16 protein-coding genes are annotated in these 23,392 nt (G+C 46.5%); 9 read left to right on the forward strand and 7 right to left on the reverse strand.

The window, feature by feature from the left end; translation table 11 throughout:
- Positions 1–18 precede the first annotated feature (18 nt).
- Positions 19–618: a phosphoheptose isomerase gene (locus ACXAH6_RS11155; protein ID WP_474876839.1), complete on the forward strand. Its 600-nt coding sequence runs from the start codon at positions 19–21 to the stop codon at positions 616–618.
- The gene (locus tag ACXAH6_RS11160) at positions 608–1,198 is read left to right on the forward strand and encodes a BON domain-containing protein (protein ID WP_474876840.1); all 591 of its coding nucleotides are present in this window, start codon (positions 608–610) and stop codon (positions 1,196–1,198) included. Before ACXAH6_RS11155 ends, ACXAH6_RS11160 begins: the two co-directional genes overlap by 11 nt.
- Positions 1,199–1,544: 346 nt before the next feature.
- Here the strand turns inward: ACXAH6_RS11160 and ACXAH6_RS11165 are convergent, their stop codons facing one another.
- Genes ACXAH6_RS11165 through ACXAH6_RS11175 form a run of 3 tightly spaced genes read right to left on the reverse strand, consistent with a single transcriptional unit; the run spans position 1,545 to position 4,784 of the window.
- Positions 1,545–3,125 carry a diguanylate cyclase domain-containing protein gene (locus ACXAH6_RS11165; RefSeq protein WP_474876842.1) on the reverse strand — a complete coding sequence of 527 codons (1,581 nt, stop codon included), beginning with the start codon at positions 3,123–3,125 and terminating at the stop codon, positions 1,545–1,547.
- Positions 3,126–3,133: 8 nt separating this feature from the next.
- Positions 3,134–4,411: a hypothetical protein gene (locus ACXAH6_RS11170; protein WP_474876843.1), complete on the reverse strand. Its 1,278-nt coding sequence runs from the start codon at positions 4,409–4,411 to the stop codon at positions 3,134–3,136.
- Positions 4,392–4,784, reverse strand: coding sequence for a hypothetical protein (locus ACXAH6_RS11175; RefSeq protein WP_474876844.1), 393 nt, complete (start codon positions 4,782–4,784; stop codon positions 4,392–4,394). Before ACXAH6_RS11175 ends, ACXAH6_RS11170 begins: the two co-directional genes overlap by 20 nt.
- A gap of 359 nt (positions 4,785–5,143) precedes the next feature.
- Between ACXAH6_RS11175 and ACXAH6_RS11180 the strand changes: the two genes are divergently transcribed.
- The 7 genes from ACXAH6_RS11180 to add all read left to right on the forward strand — a co-directional run bounded on the left by ACXAH6_RS11180 (position 5,144) and on the right by add (position 16,149).
- A complete protein-coding gene (locus tag ACXAH6_RS11180) occupies positions 5,144–5,830 on the forward strand; it encodes a GntR family transcriptional regulator (RefSeq protein WP_474876846.1) in 687 nt (228 codons plus the stop codon).
- A 17-nt stretch (positions 5,831–5,847) separates the two neighbouring features.
- Positions 5,848–6,726, forward strand: a complete 879-nt coding sequence (prpB, locus tag ACXAH6_RS11185; RefSeq protein WP_474876847.1) for a methylisocitrate lyase — start codon at positions 5,848–5,850, stop codon at positions 6,724–6,726.
- Positions 6,727–6,772: 46 nt separating this feature from the next.
- The gene (prpC, locus tag ACXAH6_RS11190) at positions 6,773–7,897 is read left to right on the forward strand and encodes a bifunctional 2-methylcitrate synthase/citrate synthase (RefSeq protein WP_474876849.1); all 1,125 of its coding nucleotides are present in this window, start codon (positions 6,773–6,775) and stop codon (positions 7,895–7,897) included.
- Between the two features lie 66 nt (positions 7,898–7,963).
- Positions 7,964–10,552 (forward strand): Fe/S-dependent 2-methylisocitrate dehydratase AcnD, encoded by a 2,589-nt coding sequence (acnD, locus tag ACXAH6_RS11195; RefSeq protein ID WP_474876851.1) that lies wholly within the window; start codon positions 7,964–7,966, stop codon positions 10,550–10,552.
- Positions 10,552–11,733 carry a 2-methylaconitate cis-trans isomerase PrpF gene (gene prpF / locus ACXAH6_RS11200; RefSeq protein ID WP_474876853.1) on the forward strand — a complete coding sequence of 394 codons (1,182 nt, stop codon included), beginning with the start codon at positions 10,552–10,554 and terminating at the stop codon, positions 11,731–11,733. The genes acnD and prpF overlap by 1 nt, the downstream gene beginning before the upstream one ends.
- Before the next feature lie 199 nt (positions 11,734–11,932).
- On the forward strand, positions 11,933–14,986 hold the full coding sequence (gene amt / locus ACXAH6_RS11205) for an ammonium transporter (RefSeq protein WP_474876855.1): 3,054 nt from the start codon (positions 11,933–11,935) through the stop codon (positions 14,984–14,986).
- Positions 14,987–15,150: 164 nt separating this feature from the next.
- Positions 15,151–16,149, forward strand: coding sequence for an adenosine deaminase (gene add, locus ACXAH6_RS11210; RefSeq protein ID WP_474876857.1), 999 nt, complete (start codon positions 15,151–15,153; stop codon positions 16,147–16,149).
- Positions 16,150–16,226: 77 nt separating this feature from the next.
- Here add and ACXAH6_RS11215 read toward each other — a convergent pair whose 3' ends face one another.
- The 4 genes from ACXAH6_RS11215 to arcB form a co-directional block, all read right to left on the reverse strand.
- A complete protein-coding gene (locus ACXAH6_RS11215) occupies positions 16,227–18,749 on the reverse strand; it encodes a M1 family aminopeptidase (protein ID WP_474876859.1) in 2,523 nt (840 codons plus the stop codon).
- Positions 18,750–18,813: 64 nt separating this feature from the next.
- Entirely contained in the window at positions 18,814–20,397 is a 1,584-nt protein-coding gene (locus tag ACXAH6_RS11220) for a PH domain-containing protein (RefSeq protein ID WP_474876861.1), read from the reverse strand.
- A 3-nt stretch (positions 20,398–20,400) separates the two neighbouring features.
- Entirely contained in the window at positions 20,401–20,937 is a 537-nt protein-coding gene (locus ACXAH6_RS11225; protein WP_474876863.1) for a PH domain-containing protein, read from the reverse strand.
- Between the two features lie 84 nt (positions 20,938–21,021).
- A complete protein-coding gene (gene arcB / locus ACXAH6_RS11230; protein ID WP_474876865.1) occupies positions 21,022–23,379 on the reverse strand; it encodes an aerobic respiration two-component sensor histidine kinase ArcB in 2,358 nt (785 codons plus the stop codon).
- Positions 23,380–23,392: the final 13 nt, after the last annotated feature.

Genomic DNA, 23,392 nt, shown 5'->3' on the forward strand with positions numbered 1-23,392 from the left:
CAATAAGACATCGCTGTTATGATTGAAAAAATTAAAGAAAACTTCACCGAAAGCATTCAAACCAAAATCGCTGCGGCCGAGGTATTGCCTCCCGCCATTGAAAAAGCGGCCATGATGATGGTTGAAGCCCTCATTCGTGGCAATAAAATTCTAAGCTGTGGTAATGGTGGTTCTGCCGGTGATGCCCAGCATTTCTCGTCAGAAATGTTGAACCGCTATGAACGCGATCGTCCAAGCTTGCCAGCAATTGCCCTTTCAACAGATACATCAACCCTCACGTCTATTGCCAATGACTACAGCTACGACGAAGTGTTCTCTAAGCAAGTCAGAGCACTAGGACAACCGGGTGACATTCTTCTGGCTATTTCAACCAGCGGTAACTCTCGCAATGTGATCAACGCCATGGAAGCAGCACTGTCTCGCGACATGACCATTGTGGCTTTAACCGGTAAAGACGGCGGTGAAATGGCGGGGTTACTCAGTGAGCACGATGTAGAAATTCGCGTACCGTCGAACCGTACGGCTAGAATTCAAGAAGTTCACCTGCTCGTCATCCACAATCTATGTGAAAGTATTGACGATAGCTTATTCCCTGCACACGAAGGCGATGAGGAATAACGTGAAATCCATCAAGGCTTATTTTGGTTGTGCTATCGCCCTCGTGGGCTTAACACAATTACAGGGATGTACTGTACTCGCTGTAGGCGCCGTTGGCGCTACAGCGGCGTCGGTTGCCAATGACCGTAGAACAGTAGGCACCCAAATTGACGATGAAAACGCCGAAAACACGGTGAGTTTTCGCTTAGGCAAACAAGCTCAATTAAAAGACGAAGCGAGCATTAATGTTGAAGTATACAACGGCGTTGCATTACTCACTGGGCAAGCACCAACGCAGGCCTTAATCGAGCAAGCCGAAACCGTTGTACGCTCGGTTGAATACATCACCAAAGTTCACAATCAAATACGCCTAGGCTCACCAGTAAGTTCTGGAGCAAGTGACTTGTGGATCGCCTCGAAAATACAAACACGTTTTATTGCGAATGAAGCAATACCCGCCATGCAAATCAATGTGATCGTTGAAAATAAAGAAGTATTCCTAATGGGAAGAGTCACAAATCAAGAAGCAACAAAAGCGGTAGACGTGGCGCGGAATATTAACGGAGTAAAACGCGTGATCCGCGCTTTTGAGATCATGTAACTGCGCAATACTAGTGTTTTCGTATTACTCAGGAATTTTTCACCAAGTATATTGAAAATATTATAATTTTTAAAAAATTAGCTTTTATTAATATAACTAATGCAAACTAGAGGGCGTTTATTACCTCAACATTATGTATTGATAAGTTAATCGTTCGAATAAAAGCGACGAAAAACATAAAAAACAGTAGTGGTGTACAAAATAACACCATTGAAAAATCCAGTATTAATAACCGAACTTCATATACTTAAGACTAAATTCAGCATTCTGTAACGCTTAATAATCGCATTAACACCCCATTGCGCTTATATCTGAGCATCAAGCTCGATTTTTAGTTAAATTGCGTTCACTCGGTAATCAAATAACTCGCACGGCCTTGACGTTTTACGTCATACATTAATTCGTCTGCTTTACTCAATACGTCTTCAAGAGTTTGGGTGGATGATTTCACGATCACAGTACCGATACTTGCTGATATCTGACATTCTTGCCCTTCCGCTATTTGAATTGGCTGCTCAATCAAATCGAGTAATTGACGGCACAGCTTTGCAAGATGTACATCTTTCGCATCAAACCGGCTAAACCCTACAACAAATTCATCTCCTCCCCACCTGACCCACACATCAGAAGGTTGATCAAAAACTACCTTTAGCCGATTTGCACTCTCTAACAAAACCACATCTCCGGCTTCATGCCCAAAGGTGTCATTTACCGGCTTAAATTTATCTAGGTCGATCAGCATGATCGCGGTGAGTTCAGCGTGATCACTCGACGCAACAAGCCCTCGCAACTTAGTCTCACCGCCATGTCGGTTCAGCAACCCCGTTAACGCATCGTGATTTGCCAGATATTTGGCTTTGGTCTCTCGCTCTTTTCTCTCTGTCACGTCGTTGAGGATCACTTCAAATAACAAATCAGCCCCTCGCGGGCTTGCACGATCATCATTGATCGAGGCAAACAAACAGTTTAACCAATGCTTTTTGCCGTTCAAACGCACAGATAAGTCTACGGTGATAGGCGATACAACTGAATACGACGCTAAATCACTGATGATTCGATAAACCTTATGCGGTTCTTCGAACATTTTAACGAGTTCGTCCATGCTCTTCCTACCGCCCACGATCTGCTCAAATACAGGGTTCATTAACAATACGCCGTTAGACAGCGAGACTAGCCCAATCCCTATCGACGCTTTATCAAACAAAAGACGGAAACGCCGTTCTAATTCTTCGGTACGCAAGCGCAAAGTACGCTCGGCTGTGAAGTTCACTTTTACGGCGCTGATCAACGCATTGGTGCCTTTCACTAAAAAGCCAATTTCATCTCGCTTGTTGTAGTGAATATCTATCTCTTTTAATTGCTCAGGGTGTGTAAGGTCGACTTCTTCGAATGCGTGGAATAACTTAACTAAAGGGCGAGATAAAAACTGATACACAACAAAATACATGGTCATCGTTAAACACAACGAGACCATCAGCATCTCTAACGCGCTGTGTCGGGCGTCATTAAACGCCATCTTTTGGATAAACTCTTCATCGGGGTAAACGTCTAATTTCCCCGTTATTTCGGTATCGATGAAGGGGTGACGCAAGGCTACGGATATTGGCTGAATGCGCGGCAATAGATTACTCTGGGCCACAACGCGATTTTCACTAGTAATGCGGGCGGCTATCACCATATCGTTATGCAACAAACTATTCGTAATTTCGTTAGCGAGTTCTTCATCATTCACATAAACAGCCACCGATGCCGTTTTTGCAGTGCTCTCAGCGATTTGATTGAGAAAGTGATGACTAAATCTTTGTTGTTGAGTATGAGATAGCTCAAATACTATGTAGCTGCCAATTAAAGAAACAACAGCGCCAACTACGGCAATCACTACAGCTAACCGCACATGGAGTTGTTCTTTGAACAAACGATTCTGCATTAAATAAACTACCGAAAGACAGTGCTAACATTAATGCTTAGCACGTTAATATTACGTTTTTGGTCGTTGACTACGCTGAAATCGCTCCCCCATAAGCCATAACCTGTACCTGTGAGTTGATAACGGGTGAATTGCCCTTTCACCGCCCATTGAGGTGCTATATCCCATCGAACACCCAGTGCAATCGATGTTTGGTCTAGCCGAGACGTGTCGTAAATGTGTTGAAATGTACCTTGTAGCAAGCCCAACGTTTCTGCTGTAGGCTGATCAGGAATTTGGTCATACCGAGGTGGTGGCACGGTAATCTGGTTTTCGGTGGTTTTAATTTCAGAGTACGTTAGATAAGGGGTAAAATTCCCAACGATAAAACCCAAACTGCCATAACCGTACACCACATCGCCAGAAAAACCCCAATCAATGTCTAAATGCGCCAATTCCGTCATCACAATAAATTGGCCATCGTTATAGCTGTAGCCCAAGGCAGAGTACTTAACGATTTCGTCTTTGAAGTCGAGAGATTGGTAAATACCCTCCGCTTCTGGCCATAACGGCGCGGGTATATCACCGAGAGCATTTCGCAAATCGCGGAAACCGGGGAAACTGGCGCGCTGCCCTTCAAACGCACTGAATGTACCTTTTACCATCCAAGTATCAGCTTCGTAAGTTAAAGACGCTGTCGCCACAGACTTGAACGTCAGCATAGAATGGAAGTCTAAATTGAGGATATCCGCTTCGCTTGTTCCCACTGCCAAAGTGGCTTGCACAACCCCACTGTCTAAAGATTGTCGGTACTGTAGTTCAGCGCCGTCCACATAGGATAAATACGACGATGTAGTGTAAAATTCGGTTGGCGGTGTGGCCCACAAATAACTGTACCCCACCTCCAAATATTCCGACAAAATATACGCGTTGTGGTTCATGCGCCCGACACGTATCGACCAATTTCTCGCGAGCTGATAACGCAGAAATGCCAATTCTATGTAATCGCCAATACTATCGTGCTCACTGTGATCAAATACGCCTTGGAGTACCATGTCTACTTTGTCGCTCGCTTGGTAATTCACCTGTAGACCAAGTAGCGACTCAGTTTTCAAATTCGTGCCTTTTTCCGGCCACCGATCGATAGAAGTACGAAACACCAAATCATCACTGTTGCTGGTTGTTGCTCCCAGCGTTAAAAACCCACTGACATCGACGGTTGCAAAAGCAGAAGGCACAAAAAATACGACCCATAAGGCAACGCATACCCCTGCACTGCGAACAGATTTATTCCAAGAGTAAGACAACTTTCACCTCCTCTGAAACCTGATCTGCCGGCACATAACTGATCAAACTGGTGTTGGTTTCGATAGACGCGATACTTTGAGCAATGTCATTGACTTGTTCAGGAGGTTTAGCTCGACCTGAAAAAAGCAGCCGCGACCAATACGCTGAGATTTGTCGTTCCGATTTGTTCACCAACGCTTGGTAGAAGTCTTCACGCATAAAATAACCGTTGGGGTAATCCAACGCTTTCACCTTTACACCAGAGTCGAGTATGTCGAAACGCCCCATAAAGATATCAATCACATCTTTGCGCGATAACGTGTCTATTTTACTTTGCTTCGACACCACAACCGCAATGGGTTCAGCGAAGGCACATGCCGACCCTGCCGTCATTAAAAAGCAAAGAAATAACAATGCCCGAGTCGATGAGAAAGAACACGTCATAGGAATAGAAATATACGCCCTAAAGTAAACTCGCCAGTGAGAATCGTTGAATTTAATGCACAAATTTCAATCGATATGATAAGCGTAGTCGAGGTCAACGATTGTGCAATTGGTGTTTGTGATACAAGGGCAAAAAATTAGCCATTATGCCGTTCATTAATGATGGGGATGACTGCACTATTTATTGTGATATTCGCATTCATGCCCCTCCCTATGTATTCCCTTACACCCAACATTGTCGACAATACACCCCTTATTTATTGACCAAAACCAAATTAAGCGCTAAATTGTCGACAGTTTATTGAATATTGAGAATATATAAATTGGTGTTAGTCAGCCACGAAACCCCGGTCACAAATGCCGACAAAACGTTTTATCGCCTGCGTAGCGATATTGTCGAAGGCGTGATATCCGCTGGGGCTAAACTCAGTGAAACAGAATTGTCGACAAAATACGAAGTGAGTCGCGCGGTAGTGCGTGAAGCCATCAATCGGCTTGAGGCTTGCCACATTGTCGAGCGCAAAGCCAATGTAGGCGCCCGTGTGGTCTCACTGACCCCTACCGGACTTGTGGAATTGTACCAAGTACGCGAAGCGCTCGAAGGTATGGCGGCTCGTTTGGCCGCCAAGTACATGACCGACGAAGAAATTGAGCAACTCAAAGCCCTACTCGACCATCACTATCAAGAGGTCAAGAGCGGCGAATCCTATTATCAAGAAGCTGGCGATGTGGATTTTCACTACCGCATTGTCGTTGGCAGTAAAAATCAGCACCTTATCGACATACTTATCGACGGACTCTATCACCTTGTACGCATGTATCGCGTGCAATTAGGCATGGCAGGCCCACGGGTTTCCACTGCTTTCGATGAACACCGTCACATTGTTCAAGCAATCGCAAACCGTGACGAAGAGTTAGCAGAAATGCTGATGCGCCGTCATATTTTGTATTCCAAAAATAATATTGAACGCAAACTCCTCTCTACCCAACCCTAATATAGTGAGACAGATGAATGAGCGCAGGAAAGAAATTCAGACAAGCCCTAGCAGACAATCAGCCACTGCAAATTGTCGGCACCATTAACGCATATTCGGCCATCATGGCGAAACGCATTGGCCATCAAGCTATCTATCTGTCTGGCGGTGGCGTAGCCAATGCCTCATACGGGCTACCCGATTTGGGCATGACCTCGCTCAATGATGTGTTAGCCGACGTAGACCGCATAACCTCTGCGTGTGATTTGCCACTATTGGTAGATATCGACACCGGTTGGGGCGGCGCATTCAACATTGCTCGTACTATTCAAGGCATGGAAAAAGCCGGTGCGGCAGCGGTTCACCTTGAAGACCAAGTCGCACAAAAACGCTGTGGACATCGTCCTAACAAAGAGATCGTCTCCATTGAAGAGATGGTCGACCGTATTAAAGCAGCCGTAGATGCACGTAGAAATCCTGACTTTTTTATCATGGCGCGCACAGACGCCTTTGCGCAAGAAGGGCTAGAAAAAGCCATTGAGCGCGCACAGGCTTATGTGGATGCTGGCGCTGATGGCATTTTTGCTGAAGCTGTTCAAACCGAGGAACATTACCGCGCCTTTTCCGAAGCGTTAAACGTGCCTATTTTGGCTAATATTACCGAATTCGGCAAAACCGAATTGTGGAATAAAAAAGAATTGGGCGACTGGGGCGCCGCCATGGTGCTATACCCTCTCAGTGCATTCCGGGCAATGAATAAAGCGGCTGAAATGGTATATCAGTCTATTCTAGAAAATGGCGATCAAAAAGCCGTGGTCGACAGCATGCAAACGCGCATGGACTTGTATGACTACCTTGGCTACCACGATTACGAAAACAAGCTCGATAAGCTGTTCGCCGAAGGCAAAAACAAATAACAAAATTCACTCTTTACCCTACAAAAAATTAGTGGAGACCAAGACAATGGCAAAACAACTCAGTGGTGCAGGATTACGCGGTCAAGTTGCAGGCAAAACCGCCCTTTCAACTGTGGGTGTATCTGGCTCTGGCCTGACCTACCGTGGTTATGACGTAAAAGATCTGGCGAATAACTGCGAATTTGAAGAAGTCGCTCATCTCATTCTACAAGGCAAATTGCCTAATCAAGCTGAATTAGAGGCCTATAAAGCCAAGCTCAAATCGTTGCGTGGCTTACCTGATGCCCTAAAAGAAGTGCTTGAACGCATTCCAGCCAACGCACACCCAATGGACGTACTTCGCACAGGCTGCTCAATGCTGGGGAACTTAGAGCCTGAACAAAATTTTGAACAACAGCACCAAGCTACTGAACGCATGCTAGCGTGTTTTGCCAGCATCATATGCTACTGGTATCGCTTCTCTCACGACGGTGTACGTATCGACGTAGAAACCGATGACGACTCCATTGGCGGGCATTTCTTGCACTTGCTACACGGCGAAAAGCCACGAGAACTGCATGAAAAAGTGATGCATGTGTCTTTGATTTTGTACGCAGAACATGAATTCAACGCCTCAACCTTTACTGCGCGAGTGTGTGCCAGCACCTTATCTGATATGCACTCGTGTATTACGGGTGCCATTGGTTCACTTCGCGGCCCTCTTCACGGTGGTGCCAATGAAGCAGCGATGGCGATGATTGAACACTACACCTCACCGGATCACGCCGAGGCTGAAATGATGGGCATGCTTGAGCGTAAAGAAAAGATTATGGGCTTTGGTCATGCGATCTACTCAGAGTCAGATCCCCGTAATGAAATCATCAAAGAGTGGTCTGAAAAATTAGCCAATGACGTAGGGGATACCGTACTTTACCCTGTGTCAGTGCGCTGCGAAGAAGTAATGTGGCGTGAGAAAAAACTGTTCTGTAACGCCGACTTCTTCCACGCCTCTGCCTACAATTTTATGGGTATTCCAACCAAATTGTTTACGCCAATTTTTGTGATGTCTCGCTTAACAGGCTGGGCTGCTCACGTCATGGAGCAACGGGCAGATAACCGCATTATCCGCCCGTCGGCAGAATACACAGGTGAAGATCTTCGCGCCGTTGAGCCTATCGCGTCACGCACCTAATACCCTTTGGTGTTTGCTCAGTGTGCCAAGCACTGAGCAACGTCTCCTCTACGCTTTGGAGCACCTATGAATACAGAATTCAGAAAACCCTTACCCGGTACCCACATCGACTTTTTCGATGCCGAAGAAGCTATCAATACTCTTTCTCCCGATAGCTACAAAACACTGCCATACAGCGCCAAAGTATTTGCAGAAAACCTCGTTCGCCGTTGTCCACCTGACCGTTTGAATATCGCTCTGTCACAGATTATCGAGCGCCAACAAACGGAAGATTTCCCTTGGTATCCGGCTCGCGTAGTCTGCCACGATATTTTAGGCCAAACTGCGTTGGTGGATCTTGCAGGCTTACGCGATGCCATTGCAGAGAAAGGCGGCGATCCGGCTAAAGTGAATCCGGTTGTGCCAACCCAATTGATTGTCGACCATTCCCTTGCGGTAGAGCACGCTGGCTTTGAAAGCGACGCGTTTGAAAAAAACCGCGCTATTGAAGATCGCCGAAACGATGATCGCTTCCACTTTATTAACTGGACCAAAACCGCGTTCAAAAACGTTGATGTGATCCCACCTGGCAACGGCATCATGCACCAAATTAATTTGGAGAAGATGTCCCCAGTCGTTCACGCCAAAGATGGTGTCGCTTTCCCTGATACCCTAGTGGGAACTGATAGTCATACCCCTCACGTTGATGCGTTGGGCGTGATAGCCATTGGTGTAGGTGGTTTAGAAGCGGAAAACGTGATGCTAGGGCGCGCGTCTTATATGCGCTTGCCCGATATCGTTGGTGTAGAACTCACAGGCAAAGCACAGCCCGGTATTACGGCTACTGACATCGTGTTAGCCCTAACTGAGTTTTTGCGCAAAGAACGCGTAGTATCAGCGTATTTGGAATTTTACGGCGAAGGCGCATCGAGTTTGACCCTTGGCGATCGCGCTACGATCTCAAACATGACACCAGAATACGGCGCTACCGCTGCCATGTTCTATATCGATCAGCAAACTCTCGACTACCTCACCCTCACAGGGCGTGAACCTGAGCAGGTGAAATTGGTTGAGACCTATGCCAAACAAACGGGCTTATGGGCAGATGACATGGTTGAAGCCAAATACGAACGCGTATTAACCTTCGATCTTTCAGCTGTGGGCCGCAACATGGCAGGACCATCTAACCCTCACGCGCGTCTTCCAACTAATACCCTAGCCTCGCGCGGGATTGCTGCCGAGTACGAAGAAAAAGACGGCGAGATGCCTGATGGCGCTGTCATCATTGCTGCTATCACTAGCTGTACCAATACGAGTAACCCTCGCAATGTGATCGCAGCTGCTTTGCTCGCGAAAAAAGCCAACGCTATGGGCTTAACCCGCAAACCTTGGGTGAAGTCTTCCCTTGCGCCTGGTTCTAAAGCGGTAAAACTCTATTTAGAAGAAGCCGACCTATTCGGCGAGTTGGAGCAACTCGGCTTCGGCGTAGTTGCTTTTGCCTGCACTACTTGTAATGGTATGAGTGGCGCACTAGACCCCGTAATCCAACAAGAAATCATCGACCGCGACTTGTACGCTACCGCCGTATTGTCGGGCAACCGTAACTTCGATGGCCGTATTCATCCCTATGCCAAGCAAGCTTTCTTGGCTTCGCCTCCCTTGGTTGTTGCCTATGCCATTGCGGGTAGTATTCGCTTCGACATCGAAAACGATGCCTTGGGATACAACGCAGAGGGTCAGCCCATCTTACTCAAAGATATCTGGCCAAGTGATGAAGAAATTGATGCAGTGGTGAAACAGAGCGTAAAACCAGAGCAATTCAAAAAAGTCTACGAACCCATGTTCGACTTGTCTGTAGACTACGGCAAAAGTATTTCGCCATTGTATCCATGGCGCGAGCAGAGTACCTATATTCGCCGCCCGCCCTATTGGGAAGGTGCATTGGCAGCCCCGCGCACGCTGAGTGGAATGCGACCATTAGCCATATTGGGTGACAACATCACCACAGATCATTTGTCACCATCAAATGCGATCTTAGCAAGCAGTGCAGCAGGTGAATACTTGGCTAAAATGGGGTTACCAGAAGAAGACTTTAACTCCTATGCTACTCATCGCGGCGATCACCTAACTGCGCAACGTGCAACCCTCGCCAACCCCAAACTATTCAATGAAATGGTGCAGGAAAATGGCGAAGTGAAGCAAGGTTCATTGGCACGTATCGAACCTGAAGGCAACGTGGTACGTATGTGGGAAGCGATTGAAACCTACATGGATCGCAAACAGCCTTTGATTATTGTAGCCGGGGCAGATTATGGCCAAGGGTCTTCACGAGATTGGGCTGCCAAAGGCGTGCGCTTAGCGGGTGTTGAAGTGATTGTGGCTGAAGGCTTTGAGCGTATTCACCGCACCAACTTAATAGGCATGGGCGTATTGCCGCTGGAATTTACCGGTGACACCAACAGAAATACACTCAACCTCAATGGCACAGAGTTGTATGACGTGGAAGGTACGCCAGCTCCCGGCGCAGCACTGACTTTAAAAGTCACGCGTACGAGTGGAGAAGTGGTCACAACAACAGTGAAATGCCGCTTAGACACCGCCGAAGAAGTCTCAGTCTATGAAGCTGGCGGCGTGTTACAACGGTTTGCGCAAGACTTTTTGGAAGGGAATGTGTAATGGCTAGCCAACCACAAATAAAGATCCCCGCCACCTATATGCGAGGGGGCACGAGTAAAGGCGTTTTCTTTCACGTGCCCGACTTACCTGCAGCGGCCCAAGTGCCCGGCGACGCCAGAGATAAATTATTATTACGCGTGATCGGCAGCCCTGATCCCTACGGTAAGCATACAGACGGTATGGGCGGCGCGACGTCGAGTACCAGTAAAGTGGTATTATTAGAGAAAAGCCACCGTGATGGTTTTGATGTCGACTATTTATTTGGCCAAGTGGCTATCGACAAACCTTTTGTAGACTGGAGCGGTAACTGCGGTAATTTAACCGCAGCCGTGGGCGCATTTGCGATCAACCAAGGTTTGGTCGACCCAGCCCGTATTCCCCAAAACGGTATTGTTGAAGTACGTATTTGGCAAAAAAACATCGAGAAAGTTATTGTTGCTCATGTGCCCGTAACAGAAGGTGAAGTGCAGGAAACGGGCGACTTTGAACTCGACGGCGTAACCTTCCCCGCAGCCGAAGTGACTATCGACTTTAACGATCCGGTGTCACCTGACGAAGCCCTCTTCCCTACCGGAAACCTTGTCGATACGATAGATTCACAAGATTGGGGACCGTTGGATTGCACCATGATCACAGCGGGTATTCCCACCTTGTTCGTCAACGCCCAAGATATCGGCTTCACTGGCACTGAGTTACAGTCAGACATCAACGAAAACCCCGAGCTGCTGGCCAAACTCGAACGATTACGGGCTTTGGGTGCATTGAAGATGGGGCTGATTTCCTGTTTAGAAGAAGCACAAACTCGACAACATACACCAAAGTTAGCGTTTGTGGCGCCACCAGCACAATACACCTCCTCTAGTGGCAAACGGGTGGCGATACAAGATATCGACTTACTCGTGCGCGCCATGTCGATGGGTAAGCTCCATCACGCCATGATGGGTACGGCGGCTGTCGCTATTGCCGCCGCAGCTGTGATCCCCGGCACACTGGTCAACCAGGTTGCTGGCGGCGAAGAAAAAAAGGGGGTGGTTTTTGGCCACCCATCTGGTACATTACGTGTTGGCGCTAGCGCGCAACAAAATGATAACAACTACCAGATTACCCAAGTCAGTATGGGCCGCAGCGCTCGAATATTGATGGAAGGCTGGGTGCGCATCCCGGCAGACAGTTTTTGCTGACAAACCCAACCATCGGGCTTCGGCCCATCAGCAAAGCCCAAAACGAGACCTAGTGTCTCGTTTTTTTTCTGCCCTGTTTTTACTTTAGAATCACATGCAGCAAGGCCTTGTTCCAAAAGCAGAATTTGTACCGAAAATCAAAGAAACGGTGTAAAAATTGCTTCTATTTTTCTACTAAGTGTTGGATGGTAGAAGCTAAATGGATGTTAGTTGGTTATTAGTCGCTGCGATGCTCGTGTTTTTAATGCAAGCGGGCTTTCTTTGTCTCGAAACGGGTAAGATCCGCAGTAAAAACAGTATTAACGTTGCCGCTAAAAACCTTTCTGACTTTATTATTGCCGCCATTGTATTCTGGATGTTTGGCTTCGGACTCATGTTCGGCGACTCTTTTTTGGGTTTGTTTGGTACAGATCAGCACTTTTTCGGTGCAAACCATTCACCTTGGCAGTTCAGTTTCTTCTTTTTTCAAATGATGTTTTGCGGCACCGCCGCCACCTTGCTTTCTGGTGCCGTGGCAGAGCGAATGAGTTTCCACGGCTATATTTTTGGCACCCTGATTCTCGCTTGTATTATTTACCCAGTAGTCGGGCATTGGGCGTGGTCTGGCGTGTATAAAAACGATAACCCGGGCTGGTTGGAATCTCTTGGTTTTATCGACTTCGCTGGTTCCAGTATCGTTCACTCTGTAGGGGGCTGGGTAGCCTTGGCGGCCGTGATCATTATTGGCCCGCGATTGGGCCGCTACGATCCTCACAAACAACTACCGGTAGGCAACAACCTTCCCATGTCAGTACTCGGTACCATTCTAATCTGGCTTGGCTGGTTTGGTTTTAATGGCGGCAGCACCCTTTCGTTAACCGACGAAGTTCCCAAAATTTTGCTCAATACTTGCCTAGCTGCCGCTTGGGGCGGCTTAGCCTCTTCAGTTATATTTGTTGTTCGCAACCGCTATGTCGATGTCACCTTTATTATGAATGGCGTTATCGCTGGGCTGGTCTCCATCACGGCAGCCGCTCATGCCGTCACGCCTGCCGCTTCTGCGGTTATCGGTATTGGTGGCGGTGTCATTCTCTATGTTGGCACATGGATAATGGATAAATACCAAATTGACGACGTGTTGTCGGTAGTACCTGCTCACTTATTTGCCGGTATTTGGGGCACGTTAAGCGTCGCCTTTTTCGGTGATCCCAACATACTCGGTACAGGGCTAAGTACAATAGAACAATTACGTGTACAAGCTTTAGGTATTGTGGTTATTGGCGCTTACTGTTTTACCATTAGCTATGTATTGTTGAAGGTGATAAATCACTTTGCAGCGTTAAGGGTATCGGCTCGACACGAAATGCTCGGTATGAATATCTCAGAGCACCATGCGACAACGGAACTGATTGATCTACTATCGTCAATGAAATCCCAAGAGCGACAAGGAAACTTTACCGACCCTGTACCTGTGGAGCCATTCACAGAAGTCGGCCAAATAGCACGCCAATACAACCGCGTGATTCATCGGGTACAAGACGAAATGTCACAGCGCGACCGTGCCATCGACTCTTTCCGCTCCAGCGAAAAGCGAAAAAGCGCCATTTTAGATTCCTCAATGGACAGTATTATCACCATCGACTTAAACGGCGCGATCATTGAGTTCAACCCAGCTGCAGAGCGCACCTTTGGCCGCCACAAAAATCAGGTCGTCGGCAAGAACTTTCTCGACTTGTTCATCATCGAAGAAGACCGCCCAACCGTAAGGGAAAGCCTGCATCACAAGTTTGCAGCCTCCACAGGACTATTAATAAACCGTCGCAATGCTATTGTGTTACAACGCAGTGTTGGAGACGAATTTCCGGCAGAAATAACCATTACTGGCGCAACTTTCAGCAGTGGCGAACTCGCCAATGAATTTACCCTTCACGTACGTGACGTTACCCGTCAGCGCAAGTTGCAAACAAAGCTTAAACAGCTCGCCTATAGCGACCCACTCACCGGCCTGTACAATCGTACCTACTTGCTTGAAACTCTTGACAAAACTCTGAGTAAATCGCGTATCGAAAACGCACATGTTGCGGTTTTCTTCCTCGACCTCGATCGCTTCAAAAAGATTAACGACACCCTTGGCCACAAAGCCGGTGATGAACTATTAATGGAGGTGGCGGCGAGATTGTTAAAAGTCACTCGCGATTCAGACACCATTGCACGTTGGGGAGGCGATGAGTTTGTGATCCTCATGTCGGGTGATCTAAACGAACGAGTGTGTGCTACCACTGCTATTAAAATTTTAGAGGTGATGCGCCAACCGGTAATTCTGAGTAATCGCGAACTCAAAATTCCTACCAGTATTGGTGTAGCACTGTCAGAAGACGCCGAAGCTTTGCCCGAGACCCTAATTCAACAAGCGGATATCGCCATGTATTTCGCTAAAGAAGACGGCCGGGACAACTTCAAATTATTCAAACCTGAAATGGCGAACAAAGCTAACCAGCAATTTGACAGTGAGCAGGAACTTAGAATTGCCATTGACATGGGCAACCAATTTGAAGTGATGTACCAGTATAAAGTGGATCACGACTCCACACTGGTGGGTTTAGAAGCATTGGTACGCTGGCGACGACACGATGGCAGTCTAACATCACCGCTGGAATTTATTTCAATTGCAGAAGAAGCCAATCTGATTATCCCTCTCGAAGAACAAGTCATAGAAAGCGTTTGTATTCAACTATCATCGTGGCGGGAATCAGGTAAGCAGTTAGTACCTGTTGCCATAAACTTGTCTGGGAAACACCTACTGTCAGATAACCTCATTGCCTTTGTCAGCCGTATGCTTCACGAATACGAACTGCCCGGAGAACTCATTGAGTTTGAAGTTACTGAAGGGGTGTTTCTCACCGATATGAACCGCTGTATTCAAGTACTTCGTCAACTCAAAGCACTGAAAATAAAAATTGCGATTGACGATTTTGGCACCGGCTACTCGTCGCTGAATTATCTCAAAAGTTTGCCATTGGATATCTTAAAAATTGACCGCTCCTTCGTAGATGAATGCGTAGAGTCGAAAGAAGACAGTAAAATTTGCTCAACCATTATTCACCTTGCAGATAGTTTAGGGCTACAAACCGTCGCTGAAGGGGTTGAAACCGTAGAGCAATACCATTTTCTAAAACAAAAAGGTTGTACCTTCTTCCAAGGTTACTACTTTAATCAACCGCAGAGTGCCGACGTCATCACACAAAAACTCACTGCAAATTCGGCATGGGTGTAAACGGACCTTTTAGGTGCATTTGAACCACTAATACGCACCTCATTAACGCATACAACCCATATCCACTGAAATAATTGTACTATTTGGTCAATAAATATAAGGCCTAAAAGAGTGGGAACAGAACTTGCTGATACGAGACACATTTCTAAAAAGAAAAGGTGTTTATGAAAGCATTTATCGAACAGATGCCAAAAGCAGAACTTCACGTTCACATTGAAGGCACACTAGAGCCCGAACTCAGTTTTGCACTGGCGAAAAAAAATGGCATCGACCTTCCCTACGATACGCCCGAGGCATTAATCGCCGCTTATGACTTTTACGATTTGCCCTCTTTTTTAAAAATATACTATGCCGGCATGAGCGTATTAATTGAGGAAGATGATTTCTATCAATTAACTTGGGCCTACTTAGAAAAAGCGGCCTCACAAAACATTGTATACACAGAAATATTCTTCGATCCCCAAGGCCACACTACCCGAGGCGTTAGTTTTGATACGGTGATCAACGGCATCAGACGCGCCCAATGTGATGCAGAGGAAAAGCTAGGAATTAAAAGCCAGCTTATTTTATGCTTTTTACGAGACATGTCGGCAGAGTCTGCGATGGAGCACCTACTGATGGCTAAGCCCTATTTGCCTTGGTTAGTGGGTGTAGGGTTAGATTCTGACGAAAGAAATAATCCACCTGAGAAATTTACCGAGGTATTTAAGCTAGCCAAAGACTGGGGCTTAAAGCTAACGATGCACTGCGATGTGAATCAACTGAATACCCTAGAGCATATTCGCCAAGTAATTGATGACATCAAAGTGGACAGAATCGATCACGGTGTTAACGCTTTAGAATCTGACCTGCTTTGCGAAAAAATAAAACAAAACGAACTTGGCTTAACCGTTTGCCCCGTTTCCAATCGCTTTGTTGTGCAATCACTGACCTCTAACGAAATTCGCACCATGCTGAACAAAGGCATGTTGGCCACCATAAACTCAGACGATCCAGCTTACTTCCGTGCTTACCTCAATGAAAACCTCATCGAGTTACAGCAAGAAGGTAACTTCACTAAATCTGAACTCAAAACACTGATGGCCAATGCCTTTACTGCTACGTGGTTGCCCGAAAGTGAAAAGCAAGTGTACTTAAATAAGCTTGCGGCATTTGACGCGTAGCGCCCCTTCCCTGGGTTGTTGATATAACATCAACAACATTCCTTGATCCCGGGTTTATCCCGGGGTCCTTTTCGTACTTATTGCGTAACCAGTTCCTTTTCAATCCATTCGGTAAACTTGGTTTTGTCGGTGGATAATCGACTTTGACACTCAGTGATCATATCAATGACATCATTGTATTTGTCTGTAAAACCCGGAATGTCATGCCAGTCTGCAAAAGTAGACGCCATATCCTGTGCTATGTCTAACGAACACGCCGACATCATGTTGTAAGCAAACCACTGTAAACCGTCTCCCGAAATTGCCGAGCGTATCTCTTGTTGATGTTGCTTGAAGTACGACAAAGCAAATGCGCGGTGCGAGGGGAAAAACGTAGGAAACTGGAATCGATATGAAACATCAATGTCACTGCCGATATCAGATAATAAAAAGTCATAGTAAGCACTAATAAGCGCCGGTTGCTCCACCATTCCAAGCGCATCAATTAAAGACTCTTGGTGGCTACCTTGGGTATTTTGTATCGCGTGTTTTACTTTTTCGAATACTTGCTCACCGCCGTGTTTTACCGCCGTTGCGACAAGAGGATACACATAACTGGGTTTGACTTTTCCTTCGGTCAACGCTTGGGTGTAATGTGAAGCTGCATAACTAATTGCACGAGGTTCATCAAGATAGACACCGGCTAATTCAAGCCACGCAGGCCCAGCAAAATACTGTTCCGCTTGTTGCCATTTAATCTGTTGGATTCGAGGTAAGAGCTTTTGTTTGAGAAGCTGTGCATAAGGCTCGCTCAAGTCTGCTGGCACCCATTCGATGTACTGGTTGATAAACTCATTCACAATCCGTTTATCCACATCGGGCACTAAGCCCGGTTGAGCTAGTACTGAAAGTAAAGTTTGACTGTATGTCACTGCATCCAAGATATCGACATGATTTAACGTAGATAGGTTATCCAGCCACAAAATTTGCTGCCGAGCGCGACGTTTAGCGAAGCTTTCTGCTCCTATTTGCTGGTCTGCGCGCTGATACAGAAAATACCCCACTCCGTCTGGGTCGATCACAGTTGCGGTTTGATTGTCAGGTACATCCACAGTTAACGACGCTGTGTTCAGCCAATAGCGTTTAACAACCGATTGTTCGTCATAACCGAATTGCACCGACACAGGGATAGACCACAGCGCAGAGGTTTCTCCGATCACGGATGATTGATGAAACGTCAGTTTGCCATCGGTGTGCTGAATATTAATCAGTGGAAAGCCCACTTGTGTAAGATAGGGAGTAAATATCGATGAGGTATCTGGATACGCGTGATTAAACACAGACAATACATCTGCTGTGGTCGCAGTGCCCATCCAATGTTGCGTCAACAACTGGTTCACCGCTTCGAGTAAGTTTGCCTCGCCGATTAGCGACTCTAACATTCGCAGTAGTGCATGGCCTTTATCGTAAACCAACTGGCCGTAACCATCGACATCATGCACCGTTTGTATACGGCGCACTAGCGGTAACATCTGCCACAAATCAGATTCCATTGCCGCACGTTGGGGCATGCTGCCACACAAAGGTTGCTTTAACACACCACCCACCACTTTGACCGCAGCCCAGTCAGAGAATGATTCTTGTAACCAAAGGTCGTTCCACCACGCCATCGTTACGCCATTGCCAAACCAATTGTGGGCCATTTCATGAGCAATAAGTACGGCCATTTCACACTGACGTTCAGCGTCTCCTGATGCAATATCCATAATAATGTCGTCGCTCAAAAATATAAGCCCGGCATTTTCCATCCCTGCACTGTTAAAACCGGGAACGGCAACAAAATCCAGTTTTTGGTAGGGGTATTCTGGGGTGAAAAGTTTATCTAACGCGGCATAGAGTGTCGGTGTCAGTAACGCTGCACTTTGTATTCTTTGCTGTGTACCCGGTACAACATAAAAATGGCTGGGTACAGGCATATCAGCAATCTCAACCGCGTCAAATTTACCTACCGCTAGGGCGAGAATATCGGTAGGAATCACCTTGGTTGGCGCAAAGTGCCAGCGCGCTTCTTTACCATTAACCGTTTTAGTCAAAACGGGCGAGTTGTGAAGCACTTGCAAGTGAGCGGGAGCAGAAACTGTAAACTCAAACACTGTTTTAAGACCCGGTTCATCCAGAGCCGGAAATACGGTTCGCGCCTGCATCGCCTGCATTTGCGTGAAGAGATATGCTTCTCCCCCGACCTGCTGATGATACAAACCCAGCTTGTCGTCTCTCGCATTGCCGTTAAAGTGCAAAGTGATCGAAAACGCCCCCGTTACCGCTTCGGGTAAAGTGAGGGTGGCAATATCAAACCCATTAGCCTCGGGGAACGCGAACGCCGTGGTTTGCGCTTGTGTATTCAGCGATGCCGCAAACACCGTGAGGTTTTTTGCATGCAGTTGTATCGATGACGTGGGGCTAGATGAAGAAAAATAGAGTGTAGTACTACCAGAATATTGTTTAAGCGGCGGCACAAGGTGCAATTCAACCGATTGCTTGGTTAGTGTTGCAGTATTGTGCAAACGATAGTCCTCGGCATGGGCCAATGAAAAAAGGCCCACCACCAAAAAGAAAAACAACACGACTGCTAAACGTTGAAAAAAATAAATATCAAAACTCCTTTTGCTTACAAACTAGCGGCCACTACATCCATGACTTCTTCGACTTCTCAGTCGTATAAAGGGTATCGTTAGCTAATGCATAGGCCAGAGATTCAGCAATAAAGGGGATTTTCACCTGCCCACTCGCCAACACAAAACTAATAGATGCAAGCTGCTTTCGCGCCATCAGGATACTCTGGCTCACTTCCACTTGTTGTAACTTATAACGAGGAAAACAAGAGTAATCTACGCCCAGCATGCCTTTTCTGACGTAAATGTATTTGTCGTCCCATGCAATCCCCAAGCGACGCCAATAAAGGAAGGTCAAGCCAACCACCACCAAAAACACGCCAATCACGATACTCGTCGGCTTCCACGACTCAGCGAACAACGTAGTGACAAACAACAATGCAAAAGGCGGAACGACACGCAAAGCCACCATATGAATAAAATACCGTACATTTACGCCTTGAAATTGGGCGCTATACAAGCCGTTGTCTGGCCACGCATCACGCACAAGAGCCGCCGTTTCTTTCATCGTGACCGACGGCACCATCAAGCTATTTGCACTTTCCAAACTCGCTTGCTGGGCCTGTTGATGATGGCCTGAGGTGTTTTGCTTAAACACCAGATTCACTCGCCCCAAAATCACGTCAAGCCAGTCTTGTTTGCTCTGGATCAGTTGGAGGCGTGAGAGCCGCATACTGACTTCCTGCTTGGTAAACAAACCGCACCGTCGAATATAGCGATTGCCCTGCCGACTCAATTGATAGTCATAAAACATAATCACTGCACCGCCCACAGAAATGAGCGCCATAACCAACATCAGAATCATCACAAAAGAAATAGCAAATAAGCCAAATTGCCACCAGGCCAGCGTATTTTCACTGACCATTTTTTCGATATCTAATCCCATCGAGCCTAAGGTTTCTGCTACCCAAGAGAAAAAGCTGTCGTACATTGGCGCTGCCACACCCAATATGATCCATACACGATTATTGGTGATACCGTGGATCACAAGGTCAATGATAGAGCGTCGATTTAACACTACTTCGCTTTGAGTCTGCGATGGGATTGCTTCGGCATTGCTTTCAGCATGAGTCGATAAATCAGCCTCATGGGTTTGGTCAACCTTGGCTTTCACTGCCAAAATGTATTCTTTCAGTGATTTGGCATAAGCAGCTGGCACGGCAACAATACGTGCTTCTTCATTTTTAGAACCGGCTGTATCAAGTGTAACAATTTGATGCATTGTTAAGCGGTAATACAAAGGGAGTTCCAGCTTAACGTTTTGTATGCGGCTAAAAGGCAAGTCGATGTGGCGCTTATTAAAGATGCCAGATTTTACTTCGACGTGCTCTTCTCCCAACCGGAATTGATAAAACCAATAGGACAATAAACCACTTAAGGGAAACAATATTGCGATAGCAATCCCGCCCTGAATCCAATAGGGTTTGTTAGCCATTATCGTATCAAAAGAAATCGCCAAAGCAGGGATCATGTAGATCGCGCCATTCAACAAGCCTTTCAAATGACTAAATGTGAAATACAGAATGGCGATTGGAGACGTACGACGCCAACTCTGTAACTCGTTGAGCATATCTTGAGTATCACTTGAAACCGCCATACTCTACCCCGCGTTCAGATCTTTGTGATCGAGGATAAACTGTCGCAATTTCTCAGCGGTTTCTTGAGGTAAACCAGGGATTGAGAAAGTATGTGATGCCCCACCTGCGGAAAATACCTGCAGGTCGGCTAAACCCGCCATTCTGTCAATTGGGCCTCGTTTCAATTCTACGTGCTGTACACGCAAAATAGGTTGGCAAACTTTCTTTCTGAAAATCCAGCCCTTAGACAATAACAGGTCTTGCTCTCGCAACGCATAACGTATGCGCTTGTCAGCAAAAAAGTGATACACAAACACCCACGCCATCACAAAACTAAACACACCAAGCACAATGGGAAAAAACGTTTGCATCGGTTCTGGTACAGCTTTGAAAGGGTTGTATCGAACGGCGGTGAAAATGATCGACACGAGCGCCCATATTCCAGCGGTTAGGGCTAGATTGCACAAACGATATCGCGCAGAGATGGCTTCGGTAGGCGCCTCTTCCATAGCAGGAATGGTATCAGTAGAAATAATGTTATTGCTAAAAGTTGTTGTCATTACTTACGTCCCTGTTGCAACGAAGGGGGCATTGGCCCCCTTTAGTTTAGACTGATTGTTGAGCTAATCTTGGCGTAAATACGATTAATCATCAATCATTTGTTCGTTCAACCAACTATGCAACGCATCCATATCGTGTTGTACAGCCATTTGCAGTTCTTCTACCCAGTCGTGAACATTCTGCCACCATGCGGGGTGGTCTCCTTGCTGAATTTGGTTTGCTATGCGCTGCACACGAGCCAGCCCCACCGAACCCGCAGCTCCTTTTATTTTATGCGCTTGAGAACACACTTCTGATTTTTCATCGGCGGTAAGGCTCAATTGCAGTATTTCCATATATTCAGGCATTTTCTCTTGGAATACTTTCACACTGGCGCGAACCATGTCTTCACCAATGGTATCAACCAACATTTGTAGTAATTCCATATCGAAAATATTAGTCAGCGCTTTGTTGCCACCAATAGACTTGTCGTTGACTTCGGCTTGCTTGATGGTGCCATCGCTGTCGGTAAACAAGCTATTCAAAACCTCAATAACTTTACTTTTCTTCACCGGTTTCGCAATCACGTCGTCCATGCCGTTTTGTAAGTACTCTTCCCGTTTCTTAATCACGTTTGCGGTCAGCGCAACAATAGGCGTTTGCATCACAAGCTCTTCTTCATGCAAAGTTGCGGCAACATCAAAGCCCGTCATATCGGGTAATTGAATATCCAGTAAAATCAGGTCGTACTGGTTTTCTCTGGCTTTATCTATGGCTTCTTGCCCAGTCATGGCTACATCAACCTTCTGCCCGAGTTTTTCCAGCAACGCTTTAGCAACCATAACATTCAACTCAATGTCTTCAACCAATAGAATGTTCAAGTCCGTGACTTGTAGTTGCTGCACTTGCATTGGGCGACGAGAAATTTCAAGCGGTAACTCGATCACAAAACGGGTACCACGACCAACCGCGCTACTCACACTAATGGTGCCTTTCATCAACTCGACCATTTGCTTACAAATGGCTAAGCCAATACCCGTTCCTGTAGCCGACTGATGATCTGGGTGGTCGACCTGATAATACATAGCAAAAATCTTATCAAGTTCTTCTTCTGGGATCCCAACGCCGGTATCCTCTACAATAAAGGTTACCAGCGACATGTTGTCGTTAGGACGCGTCGCAGAAACGGTTAAGCTCACATGCCCTTTTTGCGTGAACTTCACCGCATTGAACATGATGTTCCACAAAATTTGTCGCAAGCGCGTACCGTCAACTTCGACCAAATGTGGCAATGGCTCGTTGATATTGGTGATTAGCTCTAGAGATTTGTCACCCGCCAACAAGCGAATAATACTGCTTAACTCTTCGGTAAAATCGCGCAGAGACACGGTTTTTAATGACAGCTCAAGTTTGTCGCGGTCGAGCTTATCGAGGTCAATAATGTCGTTGAAGATGTTCCCTAAGGTAATCGCACTGGCGTATATCGTACTCACCCAGTTAAATTGTTCTTCGCTTAAATCTGTATCGCGAAGCATTCGGCTAAGCCCAACAATACCGTTCAGTGGCGTACGCAACTCGTGGCTAATTGTTGCAATAAAGCGGGTCTTGTCTTGGCTGGCTTTTTCAGCGGCATTCTCGGCCTGCTTGCGCTTTGTCATGTCTCGACCAAACGCTAATAAGCCTAAACGATTGCCGTCTTGGTCGAAGAAAGGTACGCGACGCATTTCAAAATAGCGGCGCTTCCCATCTGCAAAACGCAACCACAGCTCATCGGTGATACTGGCATTGGTTTCCAGAACTTCGTGGTCACTGGCCACAATTTGACGCGCTAATTCTTCTTCGTACACATCATGGGGAGTAAGACCCAACAATTCCTCTTCAGTCATTCCCACTAGCTGTTCAGCTACGCGGTTACAGCCGGCAAAACGGCCTTCTTCGTTGCGGTAGTAAATTAAATCAGGGGATGCGTCGATAATCGAACGCAATAAAGTAGACAGTCGACGGGCCTGTAATTCTTGTTCAGATTTATCCTGAATCTCTTTTTCTAGCTCTTTAAAAACAGTTTCACGCTCTTCTTGCGCCGCTTTACGCTGTTCTATTTCATGGTTGAGCTGACGAATATTACTTTGCAACTCTCGATTCAAAAACACATCTTCTTCGCGTAAGTGCTCTAACTGACTCACCACATCTTTAAGGTTTGTACGTGAGTTTTCTAATTGTTTTACCAGTTCACTGAAAAAATACAGCACCCAAGGTGCCGACAACATGGTTAAGATCACTGCGCTAATGAAATCGTCTGGGGCGACTTCACTGCCTAAACTCAGCCGGATGACATAAGAGCCCCCTACGGTAAAACCTAGGGTTAGCAAAACAAACAAAATGCTTAACTTAATGGTGCCTATACGTTTCACAAATTGAGCAAAGCGAATCGCCCAAGAATCATTAGGAGTATCTATATGCATTGGTTAACTATTG

Source organism: Alteromonas sp. ABE4_545 (assembly GCF_056161325.1).